At 41.4% G+C, this 26084-nt stretch carries 29 protein-coding genes; 25 read left to right on the top strand and 4 right to left on the bottom strand.

Translation table 11 applies throughout. The features are described 5' to 3' along the window. Positions 1–38 precede the first annotated feature (38 nt). From radC to ACPT8Q_RS08275, 22 genes are all read left to right on the top strand, one after another. Complete coding sequence (gene radC / locus ACPT8Q_RS08170) at positions 39–509, top strand: RadC family protein (protein ID WP_011271835.1); 471 nt, start codon at positions 39–41, stop codon at positions 507–509. 92 nt (positions 510–601) lie between these two features. Then, complete coding sequence (locus ACPT8Q_RS08175; protein ID WP_011271836.1) at positions 602–1198, top strand: hypothetical protein; 597 nt, start codon at positions 602–604, stop codon at positions 1196–1198. A 57-nt stretch (positions 1199–1255) separates the two neighbouring features. Further along, complete coding sequence (locus tag ACPT8Q_RS08180) at positions 1256–2020, top strand: TraX family protein (RefSeq protein WP_011271837.1); 765 nt, start codon at positions 1256–1258, stop codon at positions 2018–2020. Between the two features lie 98 nt (positions 2021–2118). After that, complete coding sequence (locus ACPT8Q_RS08185) at positions 2119–2748, top strand: lipoprotein (protein WP_011271838.1); 630 nt, start codon at positions 2119–2121, stop codon at positions 2746–2748. Positions 2749–2751: 3 nt separating this feature from the next. Next, positions 2752–3492: a TIGR03759 family integrating conjugative element protein gene (locus ACPT8Q_RS08190; protein WP_011271839.1), complete on the top strand. Its 741-nt coding sequence runs from the start codon at positions 2752–2754 to the stop codon at positions 3490–3492. Next, positions 3471–4229: a transglycosylase SLT domain-containing protein gene (locus ACPT8Q_RS08195; RefSeq protein WP_011271840.1), complete on the top strand. Its 759-nt coding sequence runs from the start codon at positions 3471–3473 to the stop codon at positions 4227–4229. The genes ACPT8Q_RS08190 and ACPT8Q_RS08195 overlap by 22 nt, the downstream gene beginning before the upstream one ends. Positions 4230–4244: 15 nt before the next feature. After that, positions 4245–4751: an integrating conjugative element protein gene (locus tag ACPT8Q_RS08200; protein ID WP_011271841.1), complete on the top strand. Its 507-nt coding sequence runs from the start codon at positions 4245–4247 to the stop codon at positions 4749–4751. Next, positions 4748–6997 (top strand): type IV conjugative transfer system coupling protein TraD, encoded by a 2250-nt coding sequence (gene traD / locus ACPT8Q_RS08205; protein WP_011271842.1) that lies wholly within the window; start codon positions 4748–4750, stop codon positions 6995–6997. Before ACPT8Q_RS08200 ends, traD begins: the two co-directional genes overlap by 4 nt. Continuing rightward, on the top strand, positions 6981–7316 hold the full coding sequence (locus ACPT8Q_RS08210; RefSeq protein WP_005687581.1) for a hypothetical protein: 336 nt from the start codon (positions 6981–6983) through the stop codon (positions 7314–7316). Before traD ends, ACPT8Q_RS08210 begins: the two co-directional genes overlap by 17 nt. Further along, on the top strand, positions 7316–8002 hold the full coding sequence (locus ACPT8Q_RS08215) for a TIGR03747 family integrating conjugative element membrane protein (RefSeq protein WP_005687582.1): 687 nt from the start codon (positions 7316–7318) through the stop codon (positions 8000–8002). Before ACPT8Q_RS08210 ends, ACPT8Q_RS08215 begins: the two co-directional genes overlap by 1 nt. 160 nt (positions 8003–8162) lie before the next feature. Next, on the top strand, positions 8163–8483 hold the full coding sequence (locus ACPT8Q_RS08220; protein ID WP_005687583.1) for an RAQPRD family integrative conjugative element protein: 321 nt from the start codon (positions 8163–8165) through the stop codon (positions 8481–8483). Between the two features lie 3 nt (positions 8484–8486). After that, positions 8487–8732: a DUF3262 family protein gene (locus ACPT8Q_RS08225; RefSeq protein ID WP_005687584.1), complete on the top strand. Its 246-nt coding sequence runs from the start codon at positions 8487–8489 to the stop codon at positions 8730–8732. A gap of 19 nt (positions 8733–8751) precedes the next feature. Next, positions 8752–9153, top strand: coding sequence for a DUF2976 domain-containing protein (locus tag ACPT8Q_RS08230; RefSeq protein WP_005687585.1), 402 nt, complete (start codon positions 8752–8754; stop codon positions 9151–9153). 19 nt (positions 9154–9172) lie between these two features. Then, positions 9173–9544 (top strand): TIGR03750 family conjugal transfer protein, encoded by a 372-nt coding sequence (locus ACPT8Q_RS08235; protein ID WP_011271844.1) that lies wholly within the window; start codon positions 9173–9175, stop codon positions 9542–9544. Between the two features lie 11 nt (positions 9545–9555). Further along, positions 9556–10200, top strand: a complete 645-nt coding sequence (locus ACPT8Q_RS08240; RefSeq protein ID WP_011271845.1) for a PFL_4703 family integrating conjugative element protein — start codon at positions 9556–9558, stop codon at positions 10198–10200. Then, positions 10200–11069 carry a TIGR03749 family integrating conjugative element protein gene (locus tag ACPT8Q_RS08245; RefSeq protein WP_011271846.1) on the top strand — a complete coding sequence of 290 codons (870 nt, stop codon included), beginning with the start codon at positions 10200–10202 and terminating at the stop codon, positions 11067–11069. The genes ACPT8Q_RS08240 and ACPT8Q_RS08245 overlap by 1 nt, the downstream gene beginning before the upstream one ends. Before the next feature lie 10 nt (positions 11070–11079). After that, positions 11080–12480, top strand: a complete 1401-nt coding sequence (locus tag ACPT8Q_RS08250; protein ID WP_011271847.1) for a TIGR03752 family integrating conjugative element protein — start codon at positions 11080–11082, stop codon at positions 12478–12480. Positions 12481–12489: 9 nt separating this feature from the next. Further along, positions 12490–12897, top strand: coding sequence for a TIGR03751 family conjugal transfer lipoprotein (locus ACPT8Q_RS08255; protein WP_011271848.1), 408 nt, complete (start codon positions 12490–12492; stop codon positions 12895–12897). A 15-nt stretch (positions 12898–12912) separates the two neighbouring features. Beyond that, entirely contained in the window at positions 12913–15783 is a 2871-nt protein-coding gene (locus ACPT8Q_RS08260) for a conjugative transfer ATPase (protein ID WP_011271849.1), read from the top strand. Then, complete coding sequence (locus ACPT8Q_RS08265) at positions 15755–16198, top strand: hypothetical protein (RefSeq protein ID WP_005687593.1); 444 nt, start codon at positions 15755–15757, stop codon at positions 16196–16198. Before ACPT8Q_RS08260 ends, ACPT8Q_RS08265 begins: the two co-directional genes overlap by 29 nt. 9 nt (positions 16199–16207) lie before the next feature. Then, complete coding sequence (locus tag ACPT8Q_RS08270) at positions 16208–16531, top strand: hypothetical protein (protein ID WP_011271851.1); 324 nt, start codon at positions 16208–16210, stop codon at positions 16529–16531. Positions 16532–16539: 8 nt separating this feature from the next. Next, positions 16540–18033, top strand: a complete 1494-nt coding sequence (locus ACPT8Q_RS08275) for a conjugal transfer protein TraG N-terminal domain-containing protein (RefSeq protein WP_011271852.1) — start codon at positions 16540–16542, stop codon at positions 18031–18033. 55 nt (positions 18034–18088) lie between these two features. Here ACPT8Q_RS08275 and ACPT8Q_RS08280 read toward each other — a convergent pair whose 3' ends face one another. Together ACPT8Q_RS08280 and ACPT8Q_RS08285 are read right to left on the bottom strand one after the other, a co-directional pair. After that, positions 18089–18418: a hypothetical protein gene (locus ACPT8Q_RS08280; protein WP_005667844.1), complete on the bottom strand. Its 330-nt coding sequence runs from the start codon at positions 18416–18418 to the stop codon at positions 18089–18091. 157 nt (positions 18419–18575) lie between these two features. Next, on the bottom strand, positions 18576–21581 hold the full coding sequence (locus ACPT8Q_RS08285) for a Tn3-like element Tn3 family transposase (protein ID WP_001143760.1): 3006 nt from the start codon (positions 21579–21581) through the stop codon (positions 18576–18578). Positions 21582–21744: 163 nt separating this feature from the next. Here ACPT8Q_RS08285 and ACPT8Q_RS08290 point away from each other — a divergent pair, with 163 nt between their 5' ends. From ACPT8Q_RS08290 to ACPT8Q_RS08300, 3 genes are all read left to right on the top strand, one after another. Further along, positions 21745–22302, top strand: a complete 558-nt coding sequence (locus tag ACPT8Q_RS08290) for a recombinase family protein (protein ID WP_001235713.1) — start codon at positions 21745–21747, stop codon at positions 22300–22302. 47 nt (positions 22303–22349) lie between these two features. Continuing rightward, on the top strand, positions 22350–23210 hold the full coding sequence (locus tag ACPT8Q_RS08295; protein WP_000027057.1) for a broad-spectrum class A beta-lactamase TEM-1: 861 nt from the start codon (positions 22350–22352) through the stop codon (positions 23208–23210). A gap of 223 nt (positions 23211–23433) precedes the next feature. Continuing rightward, the gene (locus ACPT8Q_RS08300) at positions 23434–23613 is read left to right on the top strand and encodes a hypothetical protein (protein WP_005667851.1); all 180 of its coding nucleotides are present in this window, start codon (positions 23434–23436) and stop codon (positions 23611–23613) included. Positions 23614–23657: 44 nt separating this feature from the next. Here ACPT8Q_RS08300 and ACPT8Q_RS08305 read toward each other — a convergent pair whose 3' ends face one another. After that, positions 23658–24065 (bottom strand): hypothetical protein, encoded by a 408-nt coding sequence (locus tag ACPT8Q_RS08305; protein WP_005667853.1) that lies wholly within the window; start codon positions 24063–24065, stop codon positions 23658–23660. Between the two features lie 15 nt (positions 24066–24080). Next, the gene (locus tag ACPT8Q_RS08310) at positions 24081–26081 is read right to left on the bottom strand and encodes an integrating conjugative element protein (protein ID WP_005687597.1); all 2001 of its coding nucleotides are present in this window, start codon (positions 26079–26081) and stop codon (positions 24081–24083) included. Positions 26082–26084: the final 3 nt, after the last annotated feature.

The raw sequence follows: 26084 nt of genomic DNA on the forward strand, positions 1-26084 counted from the left end.
CTTATGGGCGATATTCCCTATTTTAGAAGGAATATCGAATGTTTAAATTAAACGAGCAACAACAAGCTATTTTAGAACAGGCACAGGTTATTTTAACTAAAGTGATGGAAGAAAAGCCCTTTTACCAAGGTGCACAGGAATTTACTGAGCCATCAATAGCTAAACTCTATTTTCAAACCATTATAGGTAATGAGGAAAGAGAAAATTTCGTGGTACTTTTCTTGGATAGAATCCACAGATTGATTAAATCTGAGGTGATGTTTCAAGGATCTGTTTCAGAAACTTCTGTGTCAATTCGGGAGATTATTCGACAAGCATTAAAGCTAAATGCATCAGCAATTATCATTGGGCACAATCATCCAACTGGAAATGTTGAGCCTAGTGATGCTGATAAATATATAACCAAGAGATTAAAGGAAGCTTGTGAATTAATGGATATTAAATTACTTGATCACTTTATCGTTTCTGGTTCAGCATCTTTTTGCTTTACTGATAATCATCTTATTTAGCTAACAACCTTTCACCCATTGGGGGATAACACCCTCAATGGCAGTGTTATCCCCTTTACTTTTTACATTTTAAAAATTTAGGAGAAACACTTATGTGTAAGGAAAATCGTATTTTAGAACTTGGAAAAATCTTCGTCTCTCGTCGTATCTTAGCGGAATTAACTACCGAAAAGATCAATGAGGTCATCTCGTGGCATCAAAATGGCTGCATTATCATGCTGGGGAATAAAGATTGGATTGAAAAACCGCCACATCCGCTTTCAGAAATTGTTATGAATTTCTATCAAGCAGATAATGGTAAAGACACCATTCAACTCTCTACTTCAGTAGATGATGACGGGAATCGAACAACTAAGATTTCTTTTTCTGATGAAAGTGAAGATGAGCAAAGAGGACACTTTGATTGGGATATATATCAATCAAAAAGAACACCACTTAAGTTAGGGGATGTTTCGTGTACTATCTGCGCTAAACAGTTATTGGGAATGCCAACCATTCATCGCTTAATTGAAAAACAATTAGGTTATGATTGGGGTGCTACCTGCGTTGAAGATTGGATTGAAAACGATCATGCCGTAGAGAAGGATAAACGCATTGTGAGCCAGCATTTTATTGATGGCGAAAGTGTTTTTGTCATCACTGAAGCAGATCGTAGTTCTACAACGATTATGCTCGGATATGAATATTAATCTATTTACCTTGAAAGCCTATCTACTTTATGTAGATAGGCTTTTCCTTTTTAGGATATGATAAATAAAACTCTTTTTAACAGTATAACGATGCCTTATTTAACTTCTTCACAAACTGAATGCCTAAAATGGTTAGCTCTTATCACGATGATTATCGATCACATTGGTGTGGCTTTTTCAAATGCTTACCCAGCCCTATCCTGGTGTCGGGTGATAGGTCGATTTTCCTACGTGGCGTTTGGATTTATCATCGCGCTTAATTTATCTCGAGATAAAGTAAACTTTAAAAGTTATTTCACTTGGATGATAGCAACCGCATTTTTATCTGAAATCAGTTTTACGCTTTTCGAGCCTAATTATGACCGTTTAAATGTCCTATTTCAGTTTTTGTCTGTAATCGGGGTAATATGGGTATATAAAAACCGTCAAGACTTAAATAGCTGGGTCATGTTTTTTGGATTGGGCTTTTTTATTATTCTTTCCGCACTCTCTGATTATGGTTTACCTGGGCTTTTATATTGCATTGGTTGTTACCTATTCTTGCAAACAAAAGATACTCAATTTCGTCTTATTACGATGCTAACCTGTGTATTGCTCGCACTTTTCGTCAATCACAGTTTTATTGATAATTTCGGGGAAACTATTGTTGAAACAATCAGTGTTGTTACTGTTGTGGTCGGTACAATGATATTTATTCTTCACCCTAAAGGCCTTCGTCAATGTAATATCTCAATCTCTCGAATGCCTAAGCTTTTCTTTTATCTTTTTTACCCGGTGCACTTAACAATTATTATTGGCATTAAATATATTTTTCTCAGCTAATTTTTCTATCTTTACTTCAAGAAGAATAAATTATTCAAATTCAGGTGAGAGTTATCCATATTAAGGCATTATTTAAATACCTTAATTGGAGCCTCATCATGAAAAAATTTCTATTAACCACTTTTGCATTGGTTGTGCTTTCAGGTTGTGCACATAAACAACAAACAGCCGATGAGCAACAAGCACTAGAAAATCCAAATATTCAACAAGGTCAGCATCAAGTTTTACAACCGGAAGATCGAATTGTTCGTCCGGATATTTACACAGACTATCAGCCTGAACGTACAGAAGTGTTACGTGAAGGTCGATACACTTTAATTAATTTCTCTCCAGAAGAAGGTCAAAAATACCTTCTAGACCAAAGTGTCACTGTCAACATGTTAGGTAAAAAGAAACGAGCCTTAACGGCAACCGTTGAGCAGGGATTACGCACGACGTTAAAAGATACAGGCCTTTCACTTTGTCATGGTTTTGGTCAGAATGAACCAACACTTTCTACGCTTTATTCCCGTCCATTACCAAAAGTACATTATCAATTTGGCCCGATGGCTTTACGTGATGCCCTTCAAATGTTAGCAGGGCCGGCTTATGAAATTACTATCAATGACGTTTCTCGTACCGTTTGTTTTAAATTACGCCCAGCTGTACCGGAACGTGCTACAGGGGAAAAGCCGAAAGTAGAAACCACAACAACGACAACAACTACAACAGAAATCATCGAGGAATAAGCAATGAATCATGTCAAAAAAATATCCTATGTGGCGATGATATTAGGGATGTTTTCTACTGCTGTATTTGCTGAAGTCACTGCGGCTAATACACTTGCTACTCAATCCCTCAATCAACAAAACTTGGTGACAAATAAATTAAATCAACAAGAGTTATTAGCTAAGTCTCAAGAGTGGGGTTTAACTGAGCAAGAATGGCAACGCTACCAAGAGCTTAATCAAGGTGCTCGTGGTATATGGTCGCCAGGTCTTGACCCTTTAACCTCGCTTGGTGTGGAGTCTCGAAATGAGCAGGAAAGAGAGCGTTATGCTCGACTACTGGCAAAAAAAATGCACGACCGCATGGAGAGAGAGCTGCAGTTCCAACGCACTTATGATCGCGTATTTGCTGAAATGTATCCAAATGAGCAACCATTTAAGGTTGAACCTCATATTTCAGAGCGGTTTGGACGGGTGATTTATTTTACTCGCCTAGAAAATTGTGACAAATGTGAAGCGAATGCTGATCGTGTACTGCAATATGTGAATGATAAAACGCCTATAGATATTTATTTTGTTGGCGTGAATAATAATGAGCAAATCTATAATTGGGCGAAAAAACATAACATCGACCCAAATAAAGTGAATAGAAAATTAATTACCCTTAATCATGATAATGGAGCCTGGTTACAGTATGCAGATGGCAAAATGCCTGCTGCATTCCAAATTCAACAGGATGGGCAATGGCAACAAATCGTCTATTAAAAATCGTATTTAGCTTAATCGGTCTTGGCGTTGCGACTCACTCCGTTGCATTTAATGGCTTTGGAACTGATATTGATGGCTATATTAAAGATGCATCTAATCGCTACCAGGTCGATGAAGCGATGCTACGTGGGTTAGTAAAAATTGAAGATGGGTGGTATGGAAATGTTTCCCCAACCGGGGCAACCGGTGTGGGGCAATTTACCCGGGGCACCTGGAATTGGCTTGCAACAACTGATGAGGGGCGAGCCTTAGGTATGACTCAAATCACTCGTTACAATCGTGATACACCTTTCGACCCTAGAAAAAACAATCAACTTAACACTCTAGCAACCGCACTTTTAGCTAGATGGCATATTAATCAGTTTTTTGAGCGAGGCATAAAACCATCCCATGAAAATTTATATCTTGCTCATAATATCGGTATAGATGGTTTACATCGAGCGCTACAAGGTAGAGCAACACGTGAAGATATTCTAAATATGAAGCGTAACGGGATGAAAAAAGGAATGTCGGTACAAGGCTTTCTTGTTTATCAAAGTGAGCGTTTTAATGTCAGTAAACAAATAGCTAACTTCCAGCGCCCTTCAGTATCACCACGTTATCAAATTGAGAATAAACCATTACCAGCCAATTTACATTGGGTTTCTCCAACAGAAACCGCTATGCGTTGGGTTGAGCCAGCGTCAAATCAAACAAATCAACAAGCTATTCGTTGGCAAAATCCAACCAATTAATACGAGAACAGAATTATGCAGTATAAATCCTTTTTCCTCTCTTTGGTCTGCTTAGGAGCAGTAGTTCAGGCGCAAGCTGAATTAAAAGTTATTGGTGATTTTGGCGGAGAAAGTGCAGTCCGTTTTTATGAAGCATTACAACCGGATGAATCAATGGTTCAAGCCTACCCTAATAGCGTTCCTTCAACATTGACCGAAGCGGATATTTTACCTGTTATCTCACATAGAATGACACCGGGCCAAATACAACCAGTCAGAATGAATCTTCCTGGAATGTTGCCTATTTTTCTTATTGGAACAGATAACTTATCTAAAAATTGGCTACACGCTAATTATAATTACCTTAAAAAAATTGGTGCAATGGGACTTGTAGTAAGCGTTAAAACAACAAACGAATTAAGCGAGTTACGCCAATTAGCACCGGATTTAACCTTAATGCCAACGCCAGGGGATGACTTAGCTTCAAGATTAAATCTTGCTCACTACCCTGCTTTATTGACTTCAGAAGGATTGTCGCAATGAGTCAAAAACATGTATTAGAAGGTTTACTTAGACCGCCTGTTGAATTTTTTCCAGCTGCCGTCCATGGTACTTGTGCTTTGGTTTGTTGCGGTGCGCCTTGGTCGCTCGCATTAAATCCTCTTATTGGATATGGATTAGGGGCCGCTTTCGCAGGTATGGGGGTTATGCGTTTTCGTCAAGGCATGGAAATTGTACGCTATCACCGAAATTTACGCAGACTCCCTCACTATGCTTTGACCAGTCGTCAAATTCCAGTAAGTAAAAAAGCCTTGTTCTTAGGACGAGGCTTTGAATGGGAACCAAAGCATACGCAACGTCTTTATGACTGTTTCTCTGCAAATGGGCAAATTTATTGGAAAAATGGGAAGTGGTTTAAAGCCGCTCGTGATTATGAAAAAGTGCATGATAATTGGTTATCTAGACTCACTTCAATGGACTCTCCATTAAATCCAGTCAGACCGCTACCGCCAGTTGGCGGCATTCCAGTGATGCATGGTGTGGAGCCGAATGAACGCGATATTATGCTTCCGTTAGGCGACCGTGGCGGTCATACCTTAGTATTTGGTACAACTGGCGTAGGGAAAACGCGTTTTGCTGAAGTGCTTGTTACACAAGATATACATCGAGGTAAAACACCTGAAGAGCGTGAAGTGGTTGTCTTTTTTGATCCGAAAGGCGACCCGGATATGTTAAAACGAATGTATGCAGAAGCAAAACGTGCGGGGCGTGAAAATGAATTTTATGTATTCCATTTAGGGCATCCGGAAATTTCTGCTCGATATAACCCAGTTGGTCGCTTCGGTCGAATTTCTGAAGTGGCAGGACGTATTTCTGGGCAATTAAGTGGTGCGGGAAATAGTGCAGCATTTAAAGAGTTTGCGTGGCGTTTTGTGAATATTGTCTCCCGTGCATTGGTTGAAATGGGAAAACGCCCGGACTATGTGCAAATCTCGCGTTTTGTGCAAAATATTGATGCACTTTTCTTAGATTACGCCAAACTTCATTTTGATGCCGTAGATAAGAAAATATGGCCAACGTTGGCTTCGGTTGCGGCTAACTTAGATGTAAAAAATTTACCGTTCTCGATGAAAGATAGACCGCTGATTGCTGTTATTAACCAATATATTTTAGAGAATAAGATTTTTGACCCGGTACTTGAAGGGTTATCAAGTGCGGTACGTTACGATAAAACCTATTTTGATAAAATTGTGGCATCGCTTTTACCGTTACTTGAAAAACTCACTACAGGTAAAACTGCAGAGCTTCTCTCGCCTGATTACACTGATATTCATGATGAGCGCCCTATCTTTGATTGGGAATCTATTATTCGTAAAAGAGGGATTGTTTACGTTGGATTAGATGCATTATCCGATGCGACCGTAGCTGCAGCTGTGGGTAATAGTATGTTTGCTGATTTGGTATCAATGGCTGGTCATATTTATAAATTTGGCGTAGATGAGGGGTTGCCAGATGCATTTAAAACTAAAAGCAAACCGCCTAAAATCAACCTTCATTGCGATGAGTTCAATGAATTGATGGGGGATGAATTTATCCCGCTGATCAATAAAGGTCGTGGTGCGGGAATGCAGGTAACAGCCTATACTCAAACACTTTCAGATATTGAAGCTCGTATTGGAAGTAAGGCAAAAACGGGACAAACAACAGGTAACTTCAATACACTTTTAATGTTCCGGGTAAAAGAGCCGGCCACTGCAGAGTTTTTAACGCGTCAGCTCAACGATGTCACAATTTATCAAAGCATGGTGACATCAAGTACGACAGATAACAGCAATCCGGATGATGGCAAGGCGTTTACTTCTAATACTGGTGAACGTATTTCTGAAAAAATGGTGCCAATGCTATCGCCAGCACATATTACAAATTTACCAAAAGGACAGGCATTTGCTCTTCTTGAAGGGAGTACGCTTTATAAATTAAGAATGCCTTTACCTGCGGTTGATAAAGATGATGTGATGCCGGAATCACTTCAAGAATTGACGGCTTATATGCGCAAAAACTACCATATTTCTCCAAATTGGTGGCAATCTGCATTTTCTGATTATGCGCCAAGTCAAGATATAGCAACCGCTTTTCAGTCAATGTCATTAAATCGAGCGCCTTCACACGCAGGAGAAGAAATGCTTTTCGGGGATGTTGAAGCTCCAGTTGCTGAAGATATGGAAGATGAAGATATTGATCAGAATGATGATACAGATGAGGATGATTTTGATGACACAGATAATTAATCAGCCGGATATGAACTTGCTTGATATTCCGGATATGAGCGTAGATTTCAATTCAGTCACTAGCTGTTCTTGTGGGCTGGAAAACGCTGATGAATTACTTAATTACTTTTTACCTTATTTGGAAGATTGGAATAATCAGCGTTATACCACACATGAATTTGCGAAAAAGTATGCAAATAAAGGCATCTCACTTTGGACGGCTAATGATGTAAAAAAATCTGAAAATGGCATCCAGGCAATTCAAATTTTTTTAGACGGTGAAGTAAAAGGTTATCTTTTCTTTCACTGTAAATTATCTCCAGCGGGAACATTACAGTAATGGCAGAACAACAAGTCAAAAAAAAGAAAAAGGGTCTTTTTTACTACATTAATGCGGTATTAGCCGCCTTATTGGGTTCCCTGATTTTGAGCATTATTCTTGAATGGTTAGGTATTGCATTTTTATGGCCTGAAGAAGGTCATTTACACAGTCAAAAAATGATGCTAACTGAGCTTGGATGGCTTTCTGATAGTCTAACGAGAGGTCTTTTCTATCATTCTCCAAAAGAGCTGGCTGAAGGTCTTATTTTGTCATTACATGAATGGCTTTTTGTGAAAACAGGTGTAAAAGATTGGTTAGCCAACCCTCGTGAGCATAGTGGCGTAGGTTTGTGGGTGTATCATTATGGGCGAGCGTATATTGAGTCAGTGATTTATGTTTTTATCACCTTTGTTATTCGACTTGTAGTGATTGTTTTTACTTCCCCACTCTTTTTGTTAGCCGCATTTGCGGGCTTTACTGAAGGGTTAATGATGCGTGACCGTCGTAAATTTGGTGCGGGCAGAGAGTCTAGTTTTCTTTATCATCATGCACGTCGATTAATTGGCCCGATTATGTTGTCGGCATGGGTATTGTATCTTTCTATCCCAATTTCTATTTACCCGAATATAATTTTGGTGCCAGCTGCATTTCTATTTGGACTATCCATCTGTGTAACGGCAGCGAGCTTTAAAAAATACCTTTAATATTCCTCTATGTTGTCATTATGGGTGCTTATTTTTCCAAGAATAAGCGCCCTTTTTTATCACTAAAAACTGTTTTGAATTTAAAAAGAGTTTCTCATTAAATTTCCCTCTCTTCTTTGGCACTCTTTGCTTGGAATCTGTTTCAAGTAAGGAGTTCTCCGTGACTAAAAATATTTTCAGTTTATCTCTAGCAATAGGGTTATTGTTTGGCGCTATAAGTGCTCAAGCAACAGAGCAAGAGCATTTAGCGCAAGCAATTAAACAGTTGGATGCAGCAAAACTCTCATTACAGCGAGCAGCTGCAAGTGCAAAGGTTTCTGCGAAAAGTCGTGAATATTTTGATTACGCTTCAGCACATCAAGATATTGCTACGGTACAGGCAGGGATTAAGCAATATATTAACCCTTCCCGGGCAATCCCTAGAAATCCTAAAGCTATTCGTAACTTAAAAGAAGATTATCTCAATCTTCGGAGTCAATAGCAGATGAGTAACGCTAATTTCCCTTCTGTTTCACCATTAGACAGTTTTTATACTGTAAGTGGTTTAGACCCGCTAAAACTGAAAATCATGCTGGCCATTATTTTGGTTGTCGTATTACTGCTTGCGTATATGTGGGCAACTAATCATGGCTACAAAGGCATGGTGAACGACGGTGATATTTGGTCATTCTTTAAACTGATTCTATGGGGCGCAGCATTAATTATATGTGTTGTCAGCTTTTTTATTTAACAAACCATAAGGACATCTCATGAAGTTGATTAAATCCTTCTTTCAGAATGTTTCAAGTCGTTTTCTTGCGGTAGTAACTTTACTTTGGTTATCCGTTGAAAATGCGTTTGCTACAGGCGGTGGTAATGGTATCAATGCCTCTAAAATCCCTGATTTTAAAATCCCAGGCGTAGATAGCAATACCAAAGACCCGATGGAAATCATCTATCTTGTTGCTAAATCATTGGCAACCTTGTGTGCAATTTTATTTGCAGCATGGTCAATCATGACAGTGGTTAAGGCATTAATTAAAACCTATAACGCAGCGACTGACGAAAATGACAAAAAAGGATGGGGCCCATTTATTATCGCTCTTATTCTTGGTTTCATTTTAATTTTCTTCAGCCTCTGGTTGGTGAAATTGGCTATCGGTCTGTTTTAATTATCTCTGTGAGGTCAAGATGTCAAGCGATAAAGAACAAACAATCCCCTTTCTTCCTACTCGATTAAATCGTGAATCGAGTGTGTATGGCGGGTTATCTGTAAGTGAATTTATGTTGGCTGCAGCAATGGGATTTATCTTGGGTGCAGTGCTTGGCCTCCTTTGTTGTTTTGCCTTAGGCTTTGATTTTTGGTTGTTAATTCCGTCTCTCGCCATGTTGTTTTGCATTCTTTCTGTGGTGATTGGCAAAGTGATTATTGCGCGCCTTAAACGAGGTAAGCCGGAAGCCTACTTGAATCGAATGATTGAGGTTAAATTAGATGGAATATTAGGGGGGAATCGCTTTATCTCCCGTCAAGGCACTTGGTCTATTCGCCGAGTTAAAAAATAAGAGAGTTTATTATGAGTAACTTAAAAGGGATTGTTCATCAAAAAAATCGCGAAATCATGACCGGGCGAATTGCTATCGGTGCATTGCTTGTGATTTGTTTGGTGCTATGTGCCATTATTTTTACCGCACCAAGTCGATTAATGATTTATAACCCACCGGATTTACGTGCGGGAAGTCAACGCCCTTGGTGGGAAGTGCCAAAATCAACCGTTTATGCCTTTGCTTATCAAACCTTCCAGCAGTTAAACCGCTGGATGGAGAATGGCGAGGAAGAATACAAATTAAATATTGAAAGAAATAAAGCCTTTATTACGCCAAGTTGCCAAGAATTTTTGAAGAAAGACTACTATGACCGTTTATCTAACGGTGAATTACGTGAACGTGCACGTGGTGTTTATGAAATTGTGGGACGTGGATTTAAAGACAGTAGCGTTATTGTGCATAGTCCAGATAGCTGGACGGTTAATCTTGATTTAAGTGTAGATGAGTATTTCAAAGATGAACCAGTAAAACGTGTTTTAACCCGCTTCCCGGTCAATATCGTGCGCATGGAAACAGATTTACAGAACAATCCTTGGGGATTGGGATTTAACTGCTACAGCTCAATTCCATTACGTTTAGAAGCAAAAGAATTTAGAGAAGGGGATAACCAATAATGAAAAAACTCACTTTGTTACTAAGCGCGGCTTTTATCTTTTCACCAATGACGGCATCTGCCGATGTGTTAATGAAATGGGCGCGCAAACCGTTACCTATTGACTTACAAATCGAAAAAGAACGTATTCTATTCGTAGATAAAAATGTAAAAGTAGGTTATCCACCTGAATTAGATAGCAAGCTTCGCATTCAATCAACTGGCGGTGCGGTTTATTTAAAAGCAACTGCAGATTTCCCAAAAACACGCTTGCAGCTTATGGATGTTGCAACTGGAGAAATAATCTTACTTGATGTGCAAGCGAAGCATTCTGTTGCCAATGCAAGTGAGCCAATTCGCTTTGTTTATGAAAATAAAGTTGAAAAACAAACAACTGCTTATGGCCAAGATGCAAATGCATATAACGAACCAATGCCAAATGCGCGTCCGGCACTCCCCGCTCCAGCTGCATTAACACGTTATGCCGCACAAATGTTTTATGCGCCTTTACGTTCAGTTGAGCCTTTGGAAGGTGTGCGCCAAGTTTCACATCGCCTTCCTACACCGCTTAAAACGCTCTTACCTGCATTGCCTGTGCGAGCTACTCCATTACTCAGCTGGCAACTTGATGAGTATGTTGTCACTGCGGTTCGCTTGCAAAACCAGGGGCAATCTCGCATTGATTTAGATCCTCGAGAGCTTCAAGGTCGATTCTATGCAGCAACATTTCAGCATAATTGGCTTGGGGGGCATGATACACCTGAAGATACCACAACGTTATATCTTGTGACAGAAGGTTCACCTAATCATTCTGTTATCCCTCAGTCAAATTCATATAAACCGAAAAAATTGAAAAAAGTCACCACAACAGTGACAACTCAAACAAAATAAGGAGCGAACAATGCAAATGAAAGCAAATAAAGCGTTCTATGTTATTGGTGGGATTACCGCTCTTGTCGTGACGCTGATGGCTGGATTTCTTTTCTCCGGTAGTAGTTCAACAAATACAGCAGAAACCAAGAAAGAAGATACTTTAGATATCTCTTTTAAAGATTTATCACCGGAAGAATTACGAGCAATGGGGATTGAGGGTGACACATCTAAAGATACGGTAAGAACACTTATAGGTAAAGTGAAAGAGCATAATAAGCGATTTGATGAAGTGATTTTACAAAATGAACGCTTGGTAAAAGAGAATGAGCAGTTAAAAAATCAAGCAAACAATACGGATTATCAAATTCAACAGGCGGTACAAGCAGAAACAGGGGCGTTAATTAATGAGATTAATGCGTTAAAAGATCAGGTTGTACAAGCTGGTAATCAAGTTGTAGGGAATGGAAATGCCCAGGCAAATCCCAATGCTCCTCTACCAATAAACGGAGCAACAACTGGCCCTCAGGTTGAAACTCGAGGGGGAATTAATTGGGTGAACCCTAGTGATATGCCAACTACAGACAGACAAGGGAATGCTCTACAAGGTATTGGTGTAAATGGTGCAGGAATCGGTTTTCCCAAAACCTTCGATAACAATGTGAATGACATCCGAAAATCTAATGATGGGTTGCAATCTAGTACAGGTAATAATGCAATATTTAATACCGCTACACCATTTTTCACAATTGCAGCTAACTCTACTTTAACTAATTCTGTTGCTATGACTGCGCTTGTTGGGCGTGTGCCGATTGACAATAAGGTAACCGAGCCTTATCCGTTTAAATTGCTTATTGGTCGAGATAACTTAATTGCAAATGGCATTGAACTGCCGGATATTGAAGGCGCAATTGTCTCTGGAACAGCAAGCGGTGACTGGACGCTATCTTGTGTTCGTGGTGATGTGAAAAGCTTAACTTTTGTGTTTAGCGATGGCCGCATTGTTTCAACAGACAATTCTGACGATAAAATTGGCTGGTTATCTGATCCACATGGTGTGCCTTGCATTCCTGGAGAACGCAGAACAAATGCTCCGGAATATCTAACGACCAACTTCTTCTTAACGGGGGCTTCAGCAGCTGCACAAGGCTTATCATCTTCTCAATCAACAACAGTGGTTGATGGCGGTGCAGTAATTGGTGCGGTAACGGGTAATAACGGTAAGTATATTCTTGGTCAAGCGTTAGGTGGCGGTTTGAGAGAAACAGCAGACTGGTTCCGTCAGCGTTATGGCCAAATGTTTGATGCGGTATATGTTCCACCGGGTAAAGAAGTGGCTGTACACATCGAAAAACAAATTGATATTGATTATGACCGCATGTCTCGAAAAGTGAAATACGGACAAGCCTCAAGACAATCTAACTTGGATTAAGGAGCAATAATGAAAGTTTTAATGATGATGGGCGTGATTTTAGCCGCAAGCAGTGTTTTGACTGGCTGCTCAACTTCTCAAGGTGATTTATTGCCAACAGGCGATGCAACAATGAAAGATATTTGGAATCGAGGCGGTAATGATAGCAATATTACATCTTATCGGACACCGAATGGCCGTCTTATTGATGCACCAAATTACGTTTCATCTCGTGAACAACAAACTTATACCCGTACAGCAGAAAACGAGGTGAAAAATCTTTTCCCTCGTTTACCAAACCCTGATTTAGTGATGTATGTTTATCCGCACTTAACTGATTCCTCAGAGCAAATGCCTGTACCAGGTTATTCTTCAGTAATTCCATTTTATGGACGTGTGCAATATGCCCAACCGGGTGAGCGTACAAGAATGTACTAGATGAGGTAAGAAACGATGGCATTATTCCAAGACGTGTTAGAGGCTTTCTTCCCTGCTAAAAAAGGTGATAAGCCTCAACCTAAAAAGGAACCTATCCTAACATCCATTGCACCGGAAGAAGCACAGCAGGATGATACCAATAACGTAGAAGAGACGATTGAAATCACTCCTGTTATGCGTAATAGAAAAATGACCAGAGAGCAACATGTTAAAATGCTTTATGGGCGCGATCCCTCTTTTATCTCCAATCTTCCTTATGCGGAATATTTGGAAGAAGAAGGCGTAATGCTTTTTGATGATGCTAAAAGTGCAGGTGCGGTATTTGATATTAAGCCTATAGGAACTGAGGGAAGAAGCAGCGACTATCTTAATCGCGTTCGCACATTGGTTAAAGATGCCTTACAGGATAGTTTCGATGAACTTGATACCAACCCTTACGTTGTACAATTCTATTGCCAGGATGACAAGGATTTAAGCGGTTATGTTGAGAATCTGAGACAGTACATTAAAACCACTTCACCTGAAGCGAGCGGTAGTGAGTTTACAGAACAGTGGCTTGGTGAAATGGAGCGTCACTTAAAAGCAGTAGGTAAACCAGGTGGGCTTTTTGTTGATGACCGGGTAACAAATACGGCATGGGCTGGAAAAGTGCGTAAAACACGCATGGTTATTTATCGTTATGCTGGAAATAATGAGACAGATACAATCGAGAAATTAAATACAGCTTGTGATCGTGTTCAAAGTGCTTTTATCACAGCTGGATTAACCATGGAACGCCAAAATGAAACACAAATTCATCGTTGGTTATTAGAATGGTTTAATCCAAATCCATCACGCTATTTTAACGGACTCGATGATAAAGCTTGCTATGATCTTTTATCACTCTCTAAGGATGAATCTGCTCTACCATTACAAGACCAAGATTTTAGTGAAAATCTCTTTTTTACGCCACCGGAAAGTAAAAATGGCTATTGGTATTTTAATGAGCAACCTCACGAAGTCATTGTAGTTGATAATATTCGTAAGCAGCCGGATGTTGGCCACATGACAGGCGAAGTCACTCGAGGTCGTAATATTAATGCACTATTTGATTTATTGCCGGAATCAACCATTATGGCTATCACTGTAGTCATTCATCCTCAAGATAAATTACAGGCGCATTTAGACAAATTAAGTAGTCGAGCTGTCGGTAATAACTATGAGTCTATCTATTTAAAACAAGATGCCCTCACAGTAACGGAATATTTAAAAGACGGACACAAGCTTTATCAAGCTGGCATGGTTTTCTATGTAAGAGGGAAAGACGATCAAGAGCTACGCATTCGCTCAAGAGAATTAAGAACGGTTTTACTCAGTAATAATTTAGTGCCGGTAAAAGAAGGCAACGAAGTTGCGCCTCTTAATAGCTATTTACGCTGGCTACCGATGAATTTTAATCCTCAATTAGATGCAAAATCTCGTTTTTATACCAAATATTATTGGGTGCAACACATTGCGAATATGTTACCTGTATTTGGCCGTGAGACCGGAACGGGACACCCAGGAATCACCTATTTTAACCGCGGTGGAAGCCCATTAGATTTTGACCCACTAAACCCTAAAGACCGGACTAAAAATGCGCATAAGCTCATTTTAGGCCCTACAGGTTCAGGTAAATCGGCAACATTAACCGCACAAATGGCACAACTGATGGCGGTGCACCGTCCTCGCTTGTTTATTGTAGAAGCAGGTAACTCTTTTGGATTGTTTTCAGATTATGCGGAGCGTTACGGTTTAACGGTTAACCGGGTATCTCTTGAGCCAAGTAGTAACATCGCTTTACCGCTCTTCTCTGAAGCGCATCGTTTATTGGAAATGGATATCGATCTTGAAGTTCAAGATGATGACGATAATGAAGATGAAGGCGAGGAACAACGAGACTTACTTGCGGAAATGGAATTAACCGCTCGCTTAATGATCACCGGGGGAGAAGCGAAGGAAGATGAGAAAATGAGCCGTGCTGACCGCTCGGCTATTCGCCAGGCTATTTTATTAGCTGCAGAGAAAACTTCACAAGAGACCCCACCTCGTCAAGTTTTAACCGGGGATGTAAAAGCCGCACTTGAGGAGTTAAGTCGTCGCCAAGATATTCGCCCGGAACGTGCATCTCGTCTTGCAGATATGGCCGAAGCAATGGATATTTTCTGCACTGGGGTAAATGGTCGATTCTTTAACCGTGAAGGGGAAATTTGGCCTGAAGCTGATATTACACTTGTCGATTTGGCGATGTTTGCACGTGATGGCTATGAAGCTGAATTAGCGATTTCGTATATTTCCCTAATTAACCATATCAACTCATTAGGTGAAAAATATCAACACAGTTTCCGCCCTATCGTGAACATTACGGATGAGTCGCATATCATTACCGTAAATCCACTTCTAGCTAAGTTCCTGGTTAAAGGTTCTAAAATGTGGCGTAAATTGGGTATTTGGTTATGGTTAGCTACACAGAATATGGCTGACTTCCCTGATGAATCTGATAAATTACTCAGCATGGTTGAATGGTGGGAATTACTTAACCTTTCTAATGATGAAGTCGAACAGGTAAACCGTTTCCGTCGTTTATCCGAAGCTCAGAAAATGATGTTGTTATCTGCGAAAAAAGCAGATAAGAAATATACTGAAGGTGTGGTGCTCGCAACCAATATGGAAGCCTTATTCCGTGTTGTTCCACCTAGTCTTTACTTAGCACTAGGGATGACTGAAAAACACGAGAAAGCACAACGTAAACAATTAATGATGGAACATAACTGTACTGAGTTAGATGCGGCATTGATGGTTGCTAAAGACTTAGACAAAAAACGGGGGATTGCAGTCAATGACGAACTTAACTCAATCGCAGCCTAATCCTAATATGACTTTTCATCGTATTTTTGACATTGGGCCTCGCATCCAATCACTTGCTTTTACCTCTGATGAGGTGAAAGCCTACGTGCTGCATTTCATTGCAAAAATTAAGACAAAAATTGGTTCAAACTGCCAATTAAGCGCATTTCCTCAGCGTGTATTTACTCAATCAAGTTGGAAAGTACACGCTAAAGGAGATAAAGGTGAAGTGCATTTATTATTTAATATCTCCGGGCGTTTCCAATTACCTGTGTTTTCTTCCGAAAACTGGCCAGCTAGACTTAATGTGGAATTAACCGATCACGTTGATGCATATTGGTTAATTCAATATTTGCTTTGGAAATTAGCTGCAATTTGGGAATCCCCTGCTGACTTATCCCCAGTTTTTGGGGATAAGACTGTGGGTAATGAATAAGGAGTCCTGATGTCTCAAGGTAAAAAGCCACAATCAAGAGGATGGCTTAAAAATGTACTCCGTTTTATTGCTATCCTTTTATTTTTATTTTTAGCCCTTACTGCAATTGGCATCTTTGCAACTCAATATCTTCAGAATGTTGATATTCGTGCTTGGTTTATTAAAACGCAGTGGATATGGTTTGCAGTACGATTATTACTATATGGTGCGATTATGTTGATGGTCTATTCCATTTCTCGTCGCCAACCATCTTCTATGCCGGCAAAAGCAAAATGGTTAATTGCGATGATTTTAATTTTTGCTGAAGCGATTACACAGATTACTTTAGCTTAGGGGGAAATATGACATTCTCAGTTGACAGTTATCTTGAATATTTCCTGACTCTACTTGGTTGGTTGCTTAATAACGGAGTTTTTGCGTTATTTGTTGGAACAGGGTTATGGCTTCTTCCGCTTATCGGAATGATCTTTAAAATTTGGCGTGACGTAGCTAAACAAGGGGATGATGAAGGTGAGAAAGGGGATTTATTAATCCGCTGGCTCACAATCGAACTCCTTCCAGCAATGCTTATCGTTGTTTTGACATTAGCCCCTCTTATCCCGGTATCATTGAATAACCTTGAATACAATGAACGTTCATCTATTCAATGTGGCTATAAAGTTCCTGCTTCCCCGGATAAATCAGGCTATGCGCCATTTACGACAACATTTGGAGACAGACAAGCCCGAATTCCTATTTGGTGGATGTTGATGCACAAAGTGGATAAAGGTCTAACTTATGGTATGACTGCAGTATTGCCTTGCCAGCGTGATTTACGTCAGGTTAGATTTGAAGTGCAACATCAAAAAATCACTAACCCAGCATTATTAACTGAAGTGCAGCAATTTGTGCAACAATGCTATATCCCGGCTCGTCAAAAATTACAAACAAGCCAACTTGCCTTGAGTCCGGCACAAATCCGCGAAACATCCTGGTTAGGTGGTAAATTGCTTATTAATAACAGCGAGCTCTACCCTCGTTTTAGGGCTCAGCAACCTATTAGCACGTTCCCTTATGATGCAAATCGAGATGCGGCATTACCTAATTCGGGAAAAGGTGGTTTCCCAAGTTGTGATCAATGGTGGGATGAAAGTGGAGCTGGATTAAAATCTCGCTTACTTACAGATATGCGTCAAAACTTATCTGCCCAGGTGAGTGATTTCTTTAACTCTATCGACAACCAAGATGAAGCTTTATTGAGAACACTTTTACGCTCTGAAAACATAGATGTTTCAAAAGGGAAAATGTATCAAGGTTACGGTGGTAGCGTGGATGCTGGATTTTGGAATGCGGTTACTCGACTCACCTCAACTGTAGGAACGGCTGTTGGAAGTTTGGCTATATTCCCAGGCCTAGATGCAATGCGACAAGCCCTACCAATGGTTCAAGCCTTTATGATTATGGCTGTAATTATTTTAATTCCAATTATTACGATTTTAAGTGGCTTTGCTATTAAAACTGTAATGACATTAAGCTTCGTATATTTTGCACTCATTACAACCACATTTTGGTGGGAGTTAGCAAGATGGCTTGATTCATACCTAATAGAAATTATGTATAGTTCTCCATCTCATAATATGCTAAACATCCACTTTTTAGAAAATGCAGAAGATGACATTATTTCTAACTTTGTGATGGGGAGTTTATTTATAATTTTACCTGGTTTATGGTTTGGAGCAATGACCTGGGCTGGAATTCGAGTGGGTGGCGAGCTTAGCGCTGCCATTGCGAAAGGAACTGAATCATCCCAAAAATCAGGGGGGCAATTTGGAGATAAAATTAGTAAAAAAATATAACGTATAAAAAAAGTCCATCTGTTAGACAGATGGACTTTTTTATTTACGAAAATAATTAATCGTCATCATCTCCGTAAACTTTTACTCCGTTAATATAATAGCCAAACCCCTGAAAACCATAATCCCACTTTCCTTCTTCTGATGAATCATCATTTGCAAGTAATTCTGACAACAAAGATGTATCACTTACTGGCTCTTCATCTAAATATTCAATGTTTTTAGAAGGCTTGGTTTTGGAAATTATAACTCCGGCCAAAATTGGACTCGCAGCAAGAGCAGCAGCTGTCACAACAGCTTTACGAGGCTTTCCTGGGAGAAATGACAAAGTGCGGTCAATTTTCTTAAAAAATTGTCCGACAGTATGGCCAAACTTTTGAGCGTCCATATTCTCTCTCCTATTAAAATACTCTGACTTACTCTCATTGTACTCTTATTATTCTTTTATTAAAACCTCGTTTTAAGCAGGAAAAATGTGATTTTTGCGATCCACGTCGCAAATTTTACTAATTGGGGTCTGACGCTCAGTGGAACGAAAACTCACGTTAAGCAACGTTTTCTGCCTCTGACGCCTCTTTTAATGGTCTCAGATGTCCTTTGGTCACCAGTTCTGCCAGCGTGAAGGAATAATGGCCGAGCATATTGATATGTCCGTGGCAAAGCGGGGAGAGGCGTGCGATATCTTCATCATTCAGTGTTTCACCCTGCGCCCGGAGATGATCCAGGGCTGCCTGCATATAAATAGTGTTCCATAACACGACGGCGTTAGTGACCAGCCCCAGTGTGCCCAGTTGATCTTCCTGACCGTCGGTATATCGTTTTCTTATCTCACCTTTTTGACCGTGACAGATGGCTCTGGCAACGGCATGGCGACTTTCTCCCCGATTAAGCTGGGTCAGAATGCGCCGGCGGTAATCTTCATCATCAATATAATTAAGCAGATACAGCGTTTTGTTGATGCGCCCCACTTCAATGATTGCCTGAGTCAGTCCGGAAGGACGTTCACTTTTCAGCAATGAACGGACCAGCACTGAAACCTGTACTTTGCCCAGCTTCAGGGAGCCAGCGGTCCGGATCATTTCGTCCCACTGAAGGACTATTTTTCGGGGATCTGATTGCCCTCTGGCAATATCATTCAGCACGCCATAGTCGGCATCATGGTCCATTCGCCAGAAAACCGAAGCACCGGCATCAGCCAGGCGTGGAGAAAACTGGTATCCCAGCAGCCAGAAAAGGCCAAAGACAAGTTCGCTGGCACCTGCTGTATCGGTCATAATTTCGGTTGGATTCAGCCCGGTCTCCTGTTCCAGAAGACCTTCCAGCACAAAGATAGAGTCCCTCAGCGTCCCCGGTATAACGATGCCATGAAAGCCGGAATACTGATCGGACACAAAGTTGTACCAGGTGATCCCTCTGTTATTACCAAAGTATTTGCGGTTCGGTCCGGCATTGATTGTTCTGACTGGCGTAACAAAGCGCATTCCATCTGCAGATGCCACTTCTCCTCCACCCCATATCTGTGCCAGTGGCAGCGTTGCCTGAAAATCAACCAGTCTGGCATTAGCGCTGGTGATAGTTTCAGCCCGCAGATAGTTCGCTTTTGTCCAGTTCAGCCGGTGTCGGGTCAGTGCAGGAACATTTGATCTGATCAGTGGTTCCAGACCGATATTGCAGGCTTCAGCCATCAGCACGGCGCTGATGCTGACGGGCAGATCATCAACTCTGGCACTGGCTTCACTAGCATGGAAAAACTCATCAGCAAATCCGGTATGGGCGTTAATTTCGAGCAGCAACTCCGTTAAATCCACCGGAGGGAGTAGATCACTGATCATTTTGCTCAGTCGTTTCAGACTGTCCGGCTCATCAAGACTGGCGAGGGGAGAAATTGTCAACCGGGGCTTCGGGCCAGAAACATCGAGTTCGACAGCCTCATTTTCGCAAAGACGTGCAGCAACCTGTCTGTAACGACTATCAAGCTGATGACCCAGAGATTTTATTGCTTCCTGCGGGTCTGTCGGGTGCCCCAAAGAACGATAAACCTTAATCCGGTTTGCCTGCCAGTCAGCACCCTGTAGTAATCTTGCACGAGGATCTCCCCACCGGTTACTGCCGGTAACGTAGACATCCCTCCGCCTCAGACTATCCTGCAGTTTACTGAGAAAGCAGAGCGTGTATCCCCTGCGGGTGATATGTTTTTCCTTGTTAATCACCAGCCGTTTCCATGACCGACTGATAATTTCCGTTGGTGCGTCGTCAAAAAACTGCCGCCGTGAGCTGAACTCCCGGCTGAGGTAGTCACAGGCATTCAGAGTGGTAACCCCGGCAGGTGCGGATGAAAATTTAACGGTATTCAGCAGATGGGGCAGGAAACGACGAACGCGCCCGTACTGCTCCACCATTTCTTCATGAAAATTATCGTCTGAGGGCCGGGCAATTTCACGGACAAGCGTGATGATTTCAGCCAGCTTTTGCCTTGGGATGTAGCTGAACACCTCAGCACGAATCGATTCGTCCGGTGTTTCTTCTTTCAGCAGGTACGAACATGCGCTGGCGAGCGCCAATGCAGATTTATCCAGATCCTTCAGCGAGCGGAGCCGTTTTTTCTGCCCAATCTTTCTGGCGTCACGGATGATAACGGCCAGCATGGCGTCCAGAACGTCCAATGCATCATCCAGCGCCAGCGTTTCCCATGCAAGGACAAAGGCAACCAGAACCGCCATCCTTTTCTGCGGTGACATCCTGGCAATATTGAACACCGAAGTCATACCAGCATAACGTGCGAGATTTTTCAGGCGCACAGCCGGGAGTGTACTCAGGTTTTCAGCATGCAGGCCAAAATCGTTCAGAGTTTTCCAGCGTTCAATTGCTTCATTAAACGCCGGACCACTGATGGTCACAGGGCCCTTTTTCAGTGATTCCAGTAAAGACAGGCGGCTGCAATCAGTTGGCCCCAGCAGCATCTCCAGCTGTGAACGCTGTTCGGCTGACGGTATCAGTGCCAGTTTGTTCCACAGGCGCAACGTCGCCTTTTCCCTTACCTCTGAAATCAACCGGGTCAGCGTAGTGGCTCCGGGGAGAATAATACGATGTTGCATAAGCCACCCTGTCGCCAGATCGAAAAGCAGGCCAGGACGTTCGTTGCTTATCCAGCTCCGGGTATATAAAAGACGGGTAAGGCGAAATGTCCAGGGCCAGGCAAATTCACGATACTGATAGTGCTGACGTATCAGCGCTGCATGCTCACGGCGGGTATTTTCCCTCTGACCGTATTCTGCAAGAACGGTGATATCACGAATCCCGAGCTGTCTGGCGGTAAAATGCCGGACGCCGGAAGGAATATGATTCATATCGGTGAGGAAGGTGCCCAGAAAACGGACACATCCAATTTGCAGGGCAATGCCCAGACGGTTGTGATCACCTCTGCTTTTTCCGATAAATTCCTTGTCTGCTTCATCAAGGTGAAAATATCGTGCCAGCTGAAGCTCATCCGGTTCACCGGTGAATCTGCCATAGCTTTCAGTCTGCTCAGTGGTCAGAAAGTCAACGGGCATATCGGCCTCCCTGCCTGACGGGCATTTAGTAACATTTTTCCAACCGTACGAAATGTTATAAATTATCGGACATCGTAAAACTGTTACATTAATATGTCTATTAAATCGTAAATTTGTAATAATAGACATGAGTTGTCCGATATTCGATTTAAGGTACATTTTTATGCGACTTTTTGGTTACGCTCGGGTCTCAACCAGTCAGCAGTCTCTTGATCTTCAGGTCAGAGCACTCAAAGACGCAGGTGTGAAAGCAAACCGTATATTTACCGATAAGGCATCCGGCAGTTCAACAGACCGGGAAGGGCTGGATTTGCTGAGGATGAAGGTGGAGGAAGGTGATGTCATTCTGGTTAAGAAGCTCGACCGTCTTGGCCGCGACACTGCCGATATGATCCAACTGATAAAGGAATTTGACGCTCAGGGCGTGGCAGTCCGGTTCATTGATGACGGGATCAGTACCGACGGTGATATGGGGCAAATGGTGGTCACCATCCTGTCGGCTGTGGCACAGGCTGAACGCCGGAGGATCCTAGAACGCACGAATGAGGGCCGACAGGAAGCAAAGCTGAAAGGAATCAAATTTGGCCGCAGGCGTACCGTGGACAGGAACGTCGTGCTGACGCTTCATCAGAAGGGCACTGGTGCAACGGAAATTGCTCATCAGCTCAGTATTGCCCGCTCCACGGTTTATAAAATTCTTGAAGACGAAAGGGCCTCATGATACAATAACCCTGGTAAATGTTTCAATAATATTGAAAAAGGAAGAGTATGAGTATTCAACATTTTCGTGTCGCCCTTATTCCCTTTTTTGCGGCATTTTGCCTTCCTGTTTTTGCTCACCCAGAAACGCTGGTGAAAGTAAAAGATGCTGAAGATCAGTTGGGTGCACGAGTGGGTTACATCGAACTGGATCTCAACAGCGGTAAGATCCTTGAGAGTTTTCGCCCCGAAGAACGTTTTCCAATGATGAGCACTTTTAAAGTTCTGCTATGTGGTGCGGTATTATCCCGTGTTGACGCCGGGCAAGAGCAACTCGGTCGCCGCATACACTATTCTCAGAATGACTTGGTTGAGTACTCACCAGTCACAGAAAAGCATCTTACGGATGGCATGACAGTAAGAGAATTATGCAGTGCTGCCATAACCATGAGTGATAACACTGCTGCCAACTTACTTCTGACAACGATCGGAGGACCGAAGGAGCTAACCGCTTTTTTGCACAACATGGGGGATCATGTAACTCGCCTTGATCGTTGGGAACCGGAGCTGAATGAAGCCATACCAAACGACGAGCGTGACACCACGATGCCTGCAGCAATGGCAACAACGTTGCGCAAACTATTAACTGGCGAACTACTTACTCTAGCTTCCCGGCAACAATTAATAGACTGGATGGAGGCGGATAAAGTTGCAGGACCACTTCTGCGCTCGGCCCTTCCGGCTGGCTGGTTTATTGCTGATAAATCTGGAGCCGGTGAGCGTGGGTCTCGCGGTATCATTGCAGCACTGGGGCCAGATGGTAAGCCCTCCCGTATCGTAGTTATCTACACGACGGGGAGTCAGGCAACTATGGATGAACGAAATAGACAGATCGCTGAGATAGGTGCCTCACTGATTAAGCATTGGTAACTGTCAGACCAAGTTTACTCATATATACTTTAGATTGATTTAAAACTTCATTTTTAATTTAAAAGGATCTAGGTGAAGATCCTTTTTGATAATCTCATGACCAAAATCCCTTAACGTGAGTTTTCGTTCCACTGAGCGTCAGACCCCTAATTTTACTGATTTATCTATCCCCTCAATGTACCTTAACACTGCAATATAAAAATAAACCGTACCAGGAGGAGATATGAAAGCTCGTTTTAAAGAATGGCTTATTAGTTTAAATGAAATAGCAATGAATGAATTAGGAATTGATGAAATGCTTACTCATCTTGATGATGAACTGAACATCATTAACGGAAATGAATGTGAACAGGAGATTTTAAATAATTTAATACAAATCTTTAAAAATAGTGAATACCACTAAAAAAATAAGCGGGAAAATCCCGCTTATTTTATCTCTATTTACGCTTATGAAGCTTTCATACTGCGACGTTCAAAGTTTTGAGTTGCACTACCCGCTTTACAGCTCACCGTATCCATTTTACTGCCATTGGTGATATAAAGCATTGGCTCTTCAATACTGTTACTATTGTGTGGTTGCACAAATTGAATCGTGTAACTTGTGCCATTATTTCTCATTTCTAATGAGCTAGTAATAAATCCTGAACCAGTAGCTACATAAGAATCCTGATTAGCAAAAACTTGTTTTACCGGATTTTTAAAAGAAACCTGGCCATAAGTGAATTCATAATCTGAACCATTTTTTGTTACAGACACCGGGCTTCCGTTCTCTGCTGTACAAGAAAAAATATTATTAGCTGCAAAAGCTGGCGTTGCAAACATAGCTACCGCTCCAATAGTGAGTAATTTTTTCATAAAAATATCCTTTATTTATTTTCCTAAAATGTAATCTGCTTCTTGGTTACGACGTTTAGCATTTACACCATTATTATTGTTTTGACGATTTCTTACTGCATTTGCTAGTGCGTTCATATCGCCTGATTGCGCAGATGCCTGGGCTGCAGCAATCACATCTTTTGTTAATGAGCCATAGTTATAGGCATAAGATGTTAATGCGGCTTGGGCATTTGGCGGTAACTTATCCCATGTTGAAGATGATACGTTATTTCTCGCTCTATTTGCAAATTCTTGTGTTCGACGTGCTAAATCACGCTCTGCGTCAGCGCGACTAACTACAGTATCTTTCGTTACTTTGACAATTGTACCATCCGCTTTTGTGATAGTATCTGAACCATATCCAGTGCGATAAGCATTGACATCCCAATATGCTTTATCACTAAACCCTTCAAATTTTTTCAACAACCCTGTAGCTTGATCAAGTGCAGTCCCTTTAATTGCTGGAACTGATGAATAAGAAGTGTTACCTCTACTATTTCCGGATGTACCGCCAGTCCCGGTGTAAGACAGGGAGTTTGACATCTGAGGCACTTCTAAAGTGACATTGTTACGAGGAATATTGATATTGTCAGCATCTGCCAATTCAGCAGCATTGCTATTCGTACCATTAGCTAAATCGCTAATCCGTTTATCTACACTGTCACGTGTAACATTTCCGGTTCCAGTGTTATATTCACGTAGCTCTTTATTTTGTAGGATTGCAACTGCGGAATTCCCGGTAAGTGATTTTTGTAGATCAATCTCCATTCTAATTTGACCTATTTCTCGGTCAATTAAAGTGAGGATCTTTTCTAACTCTTCTTGAGCATCTTTATTGTTGGCCACATTTGGCTCACGCATACCCGTTAAAACAGCTCGACGTGCAAGAAGCATTTTCTCCATTGTTTTAGCTACAGCAATTTCACTGGCTAAACGCTGCCCTAATACTTGAGCATCGGGATCTTCTCGTAAAGACTCAATTAAGCCACGAGTTACAGGAACTGTTGTAGAACTTAATTCTGCAAGTACTTCAACGGAAGGAGTGCTCATGTTAAGCGCTTTTTGTAATTGAGTTACCGTCTTAATATTTTCTTTTTCAATTTCAGGTGTTAAACCAACACCAGCTCGAGAGCTACTAGCAGTACCACAATCTGTTTTACAAGTAGTTAATTGCTTCTCACCGATCACATTCGTTAACCAATCTGTCATATCTTTAGGATTATCCCAAGTTTGACAAAGTAATCCGCTACAACTACTACCGGAGATTCGACCTGATTCTAATACATTACGCTTGTTTTGCATGTTGTAGCCAGCTTTTGCAACATCCTCAACAATTTTGATTGGTTCTTGTCCTTGGCCACCGCGTTTTTTACCCCCGACCCACTCTTTACCTTCCTTACCTTGAGATTCCTCAAGTCTCTTTTTAGCTCGAGTAGCATCTGGTTCAGTTGAAGTAATGTCTTTAAAGGATTCCATATCCGAACTTTGAGACCAACGACCATTTAAAGTTGCGTCTGCAAGCTTCTTAGACATTTCTTCACAGCTGGTTTTTAAGCTATTAAAATCAATTTTACCTTGATATAAACCATTCGTAAGAATATCGTATAACTGAGGATTTGCTCGTTGAATAACCATTGCAGGTAAACTCGCCACAGCTCCTGTGGCTGATTCGATAACGTTACTATAAAGATCTTTAAATCCTTCAGTTAAACCATTTAACTGATTTTTAATACTCGTCTTAATGTCAAAATTACCGCACATCAAGTTAGCTTTCCAACCAATCCCAAATTCAGCTGCAGGAATCGTACCTCGACTCGGGGGAGCCATATAACCTACACCGCCCCCAATTTGATAAAACACCATATCAGACAAAATAGAATCGGCTTTATTAAATCCAAACGGATTACTATTAGAAGCTGATACTGGCATGGTTGAGGATAAGATTGCGCACGATATAGCAATATAAGATGCTTTCAGTGCATGATTTAATTTCATACT

Origin of the sequence: Haemophilus sp. HN_Hi10, assembly GCF_049821985.1 — a bacterium.
Lineage (GTDB): Bacteria > Pseudomonadota > Gammaproteobacteria > Enterobacterales > Pasteurellaceae > Haemophilus > Haemophilus influenzae_D.

Bases quoted from the DNA above. Each gene is read 5' to 3' on its own strand.
- ACPT8Q_RS08270 (WP_011271851.1), top strand. From the start codon at position 16,208: ATGTCTCAAGGTAAAAAGCCACAATCAAGAGGATGGCTTAAAAATGTA.
- ACPT8Q_RS08225 (WP_005687584.1), top strand. From the start codon at position 8,487: ATGAGTAACGCTAATTTCCCTTCTGTTTCACCATTAGACAGTTTTTAT.
- ACPT8Q_RS08230 (WP_005687585.1), top strand. From the start codon at position 8,752: ATGAAGTTGATTAAATCCTTCTTTCAGAATGTTTCAAGTCGTTTTCTT.
- ACPT8Q_RS08265 (WP_005687593.1), top strand. From the start codon at position 15,755: ATGACGAACTTAACTCAATCGCAGCCTAATCCTAATATGACTTTTCAT.
- ACPT8Q_RS08260 (WP_011271849.1), top strand. From the start codon at position 12,913: ATGGCATTATTCCAAGACGTGTTAGAGGCTTTCTTCCCTGCTAAAAAA.
- ACPT8Q_RS08185 (WP_011271838.1), top strand. From the start codon at position 2,119: ATGAAAAAATTTCTATTAACCACTTTTGCATTGGTTGTGCTTTCAGGT.
- ACPT8Q_RS08295 (WP_000027057.1), top strand. From the start codon at position 22,350: ATGAGTATTCAACATTTTCGTGTCGCCCTTATTCCCTTTTTTGCGGCA.
- ACPT8Q_RS08240 (WP_011271845.1), top strand. From the start codon at position 9,556: ATGAGTAACTTAAAAGGGATTGTTCATCAAAAAAATCGCGAAATCATG.
- ACPT8Q_RS08245 (WP_011271846.1), top strand. From the start codon at position 10,200: ATGAAAAAACTCACTTTGTTACTAAGCGCGGCTTTTATCTTTTCACCA.
- ACPT8Q_RS08300 (WP_005667851.1), top strand. From the start codon at position 23,434: ATGAAAGCTCGTTTTAAAGAATGGCTTATTAGTTTAAATGAAATAGCA.
- traD (WP_011271842.1), top strand. From the start codon at position 4,748: ATGAGTCAAAAACATGTATTAGAAGGTTTACTTAGACCGCCTGTTGAA.
- ACPT8Q_RS08175 (WP_011271836.1), top strand. From the start codon at position 602: ATGTGTAAGGAAAATCGTATTTTAGAACTTGGAAAAATCTTCGTCTCT.
- ACPT8Q_RS08280 (WP_005667844.1), bottom strand. From the start codon at position 18,418: ATGGACGCTCAAAAGTTTGGCCATACTGTCGGACAATTTTTTAAGAAA.
- ACPT8Q_RS08305 (WP_005667853.1), bottom strand. From the start codon at position 24,065: ATGAAAAAATTACTCACTATTGGAGCGGTAGCTATGTTTGCAACGCCA.
- ACPT8Q_RS08200 (WP_011271841.1), top strand. From the start codon at position 4,245: ATGCAGTATAAATCCTTTTTCCTCTCTTTGGTCTGCTTAGGAGCAGTA.
- ACPT8Q_RS08195 (WP_011271840.1), top strand. From the start codon at position 3,471: ATGGCAACAAATCGTCTATTAAAAATCGTATTTAGCTTAATCGGTCTT.
- ACPT8Q_RS08275 (WP_011271852.1), top strand. From the start codon at position 16,540: ATGACATTCTCAGTTGACAGTTATCTTGAATATTTCCTGACTCTACTT.
- ACPT8Q_RS08180 (WP_011271837.1), top strand. From the start codon at position 1,256: ATGATAAATAAAACTCTTTTTAACAGTATAACGATGCCTTATTTAACT.
- ACPT8Q_RS08310 (WP_005687597.1), bottom strand. From the start codon at position 26,081: ATGAAATTAAATCATGCACTGAAAGCATCTTATATTGCTATATCGTGC.
- ACPT8Q_RS08215 (WP_005687582.1), top strand. From the start codon at position 7,316: ATGGCAGAACAACAAGTCAAAAAAAAGAAAAAGGGTCTTTTTTACTAC.
- ACPT8Q_RS08255 (WP_011271848.1), top strand. From the start codon at position 12,490: ATGAAAGTTTTAATGATGATGGGCGTGATTTTAGCCGCAAGCAGTGTT.
- ACPT8Q_RS08290 (WP_001235713.1), top strand. From the start codon at position 21,745: ATGCGACTTTTTGGTTACGCTCGGGTCTCAACCAGTCAGCAGTCTCTT.
- ACPT8Q_RS08190 (WP_011271839.1), top strand. From the start codon at position 2,752: ATGAATCATGTCAAAAAAATATCCTATGTGGCGATGATATTAGGGATG.
- ACPT8Q_RS08210 (WP_005687581.1), top strand. From the start codon at position 6,981: ATGACACAGATAATTAATCAGCCGGATATGAACTTGCTTGATATTCCG.
- ACPT8Q_RS08235 (WP_011271844.1), top strand. From the start codon at position 9,173: ATGTCAAGCGATAAAGAACAAACAATCCCCTTTCTTCCTACTCGATTA.
- ACPT8Q_RS08250 (WP_011271847.1), top strand. From the start codon at position 11,080: ATGCAAATGAAAGCAAATAAAGCGTTCTATGTTATTGGTGGGATTACC.
- radC (WP_011271835.1), top strand. From the start codon at position 39: ATGTTTAAATTAAACGAGCAACAACAAGCTATTTTAGAACAGGCACAG.
- ACPT8Q_RS08285 (WP_001143760.1), bottom strand. From the start codon at position 21,581: ATGCCCGTTGACTTTCTGACCACTGAGCAGACTGAAAGCTATGGCAGA.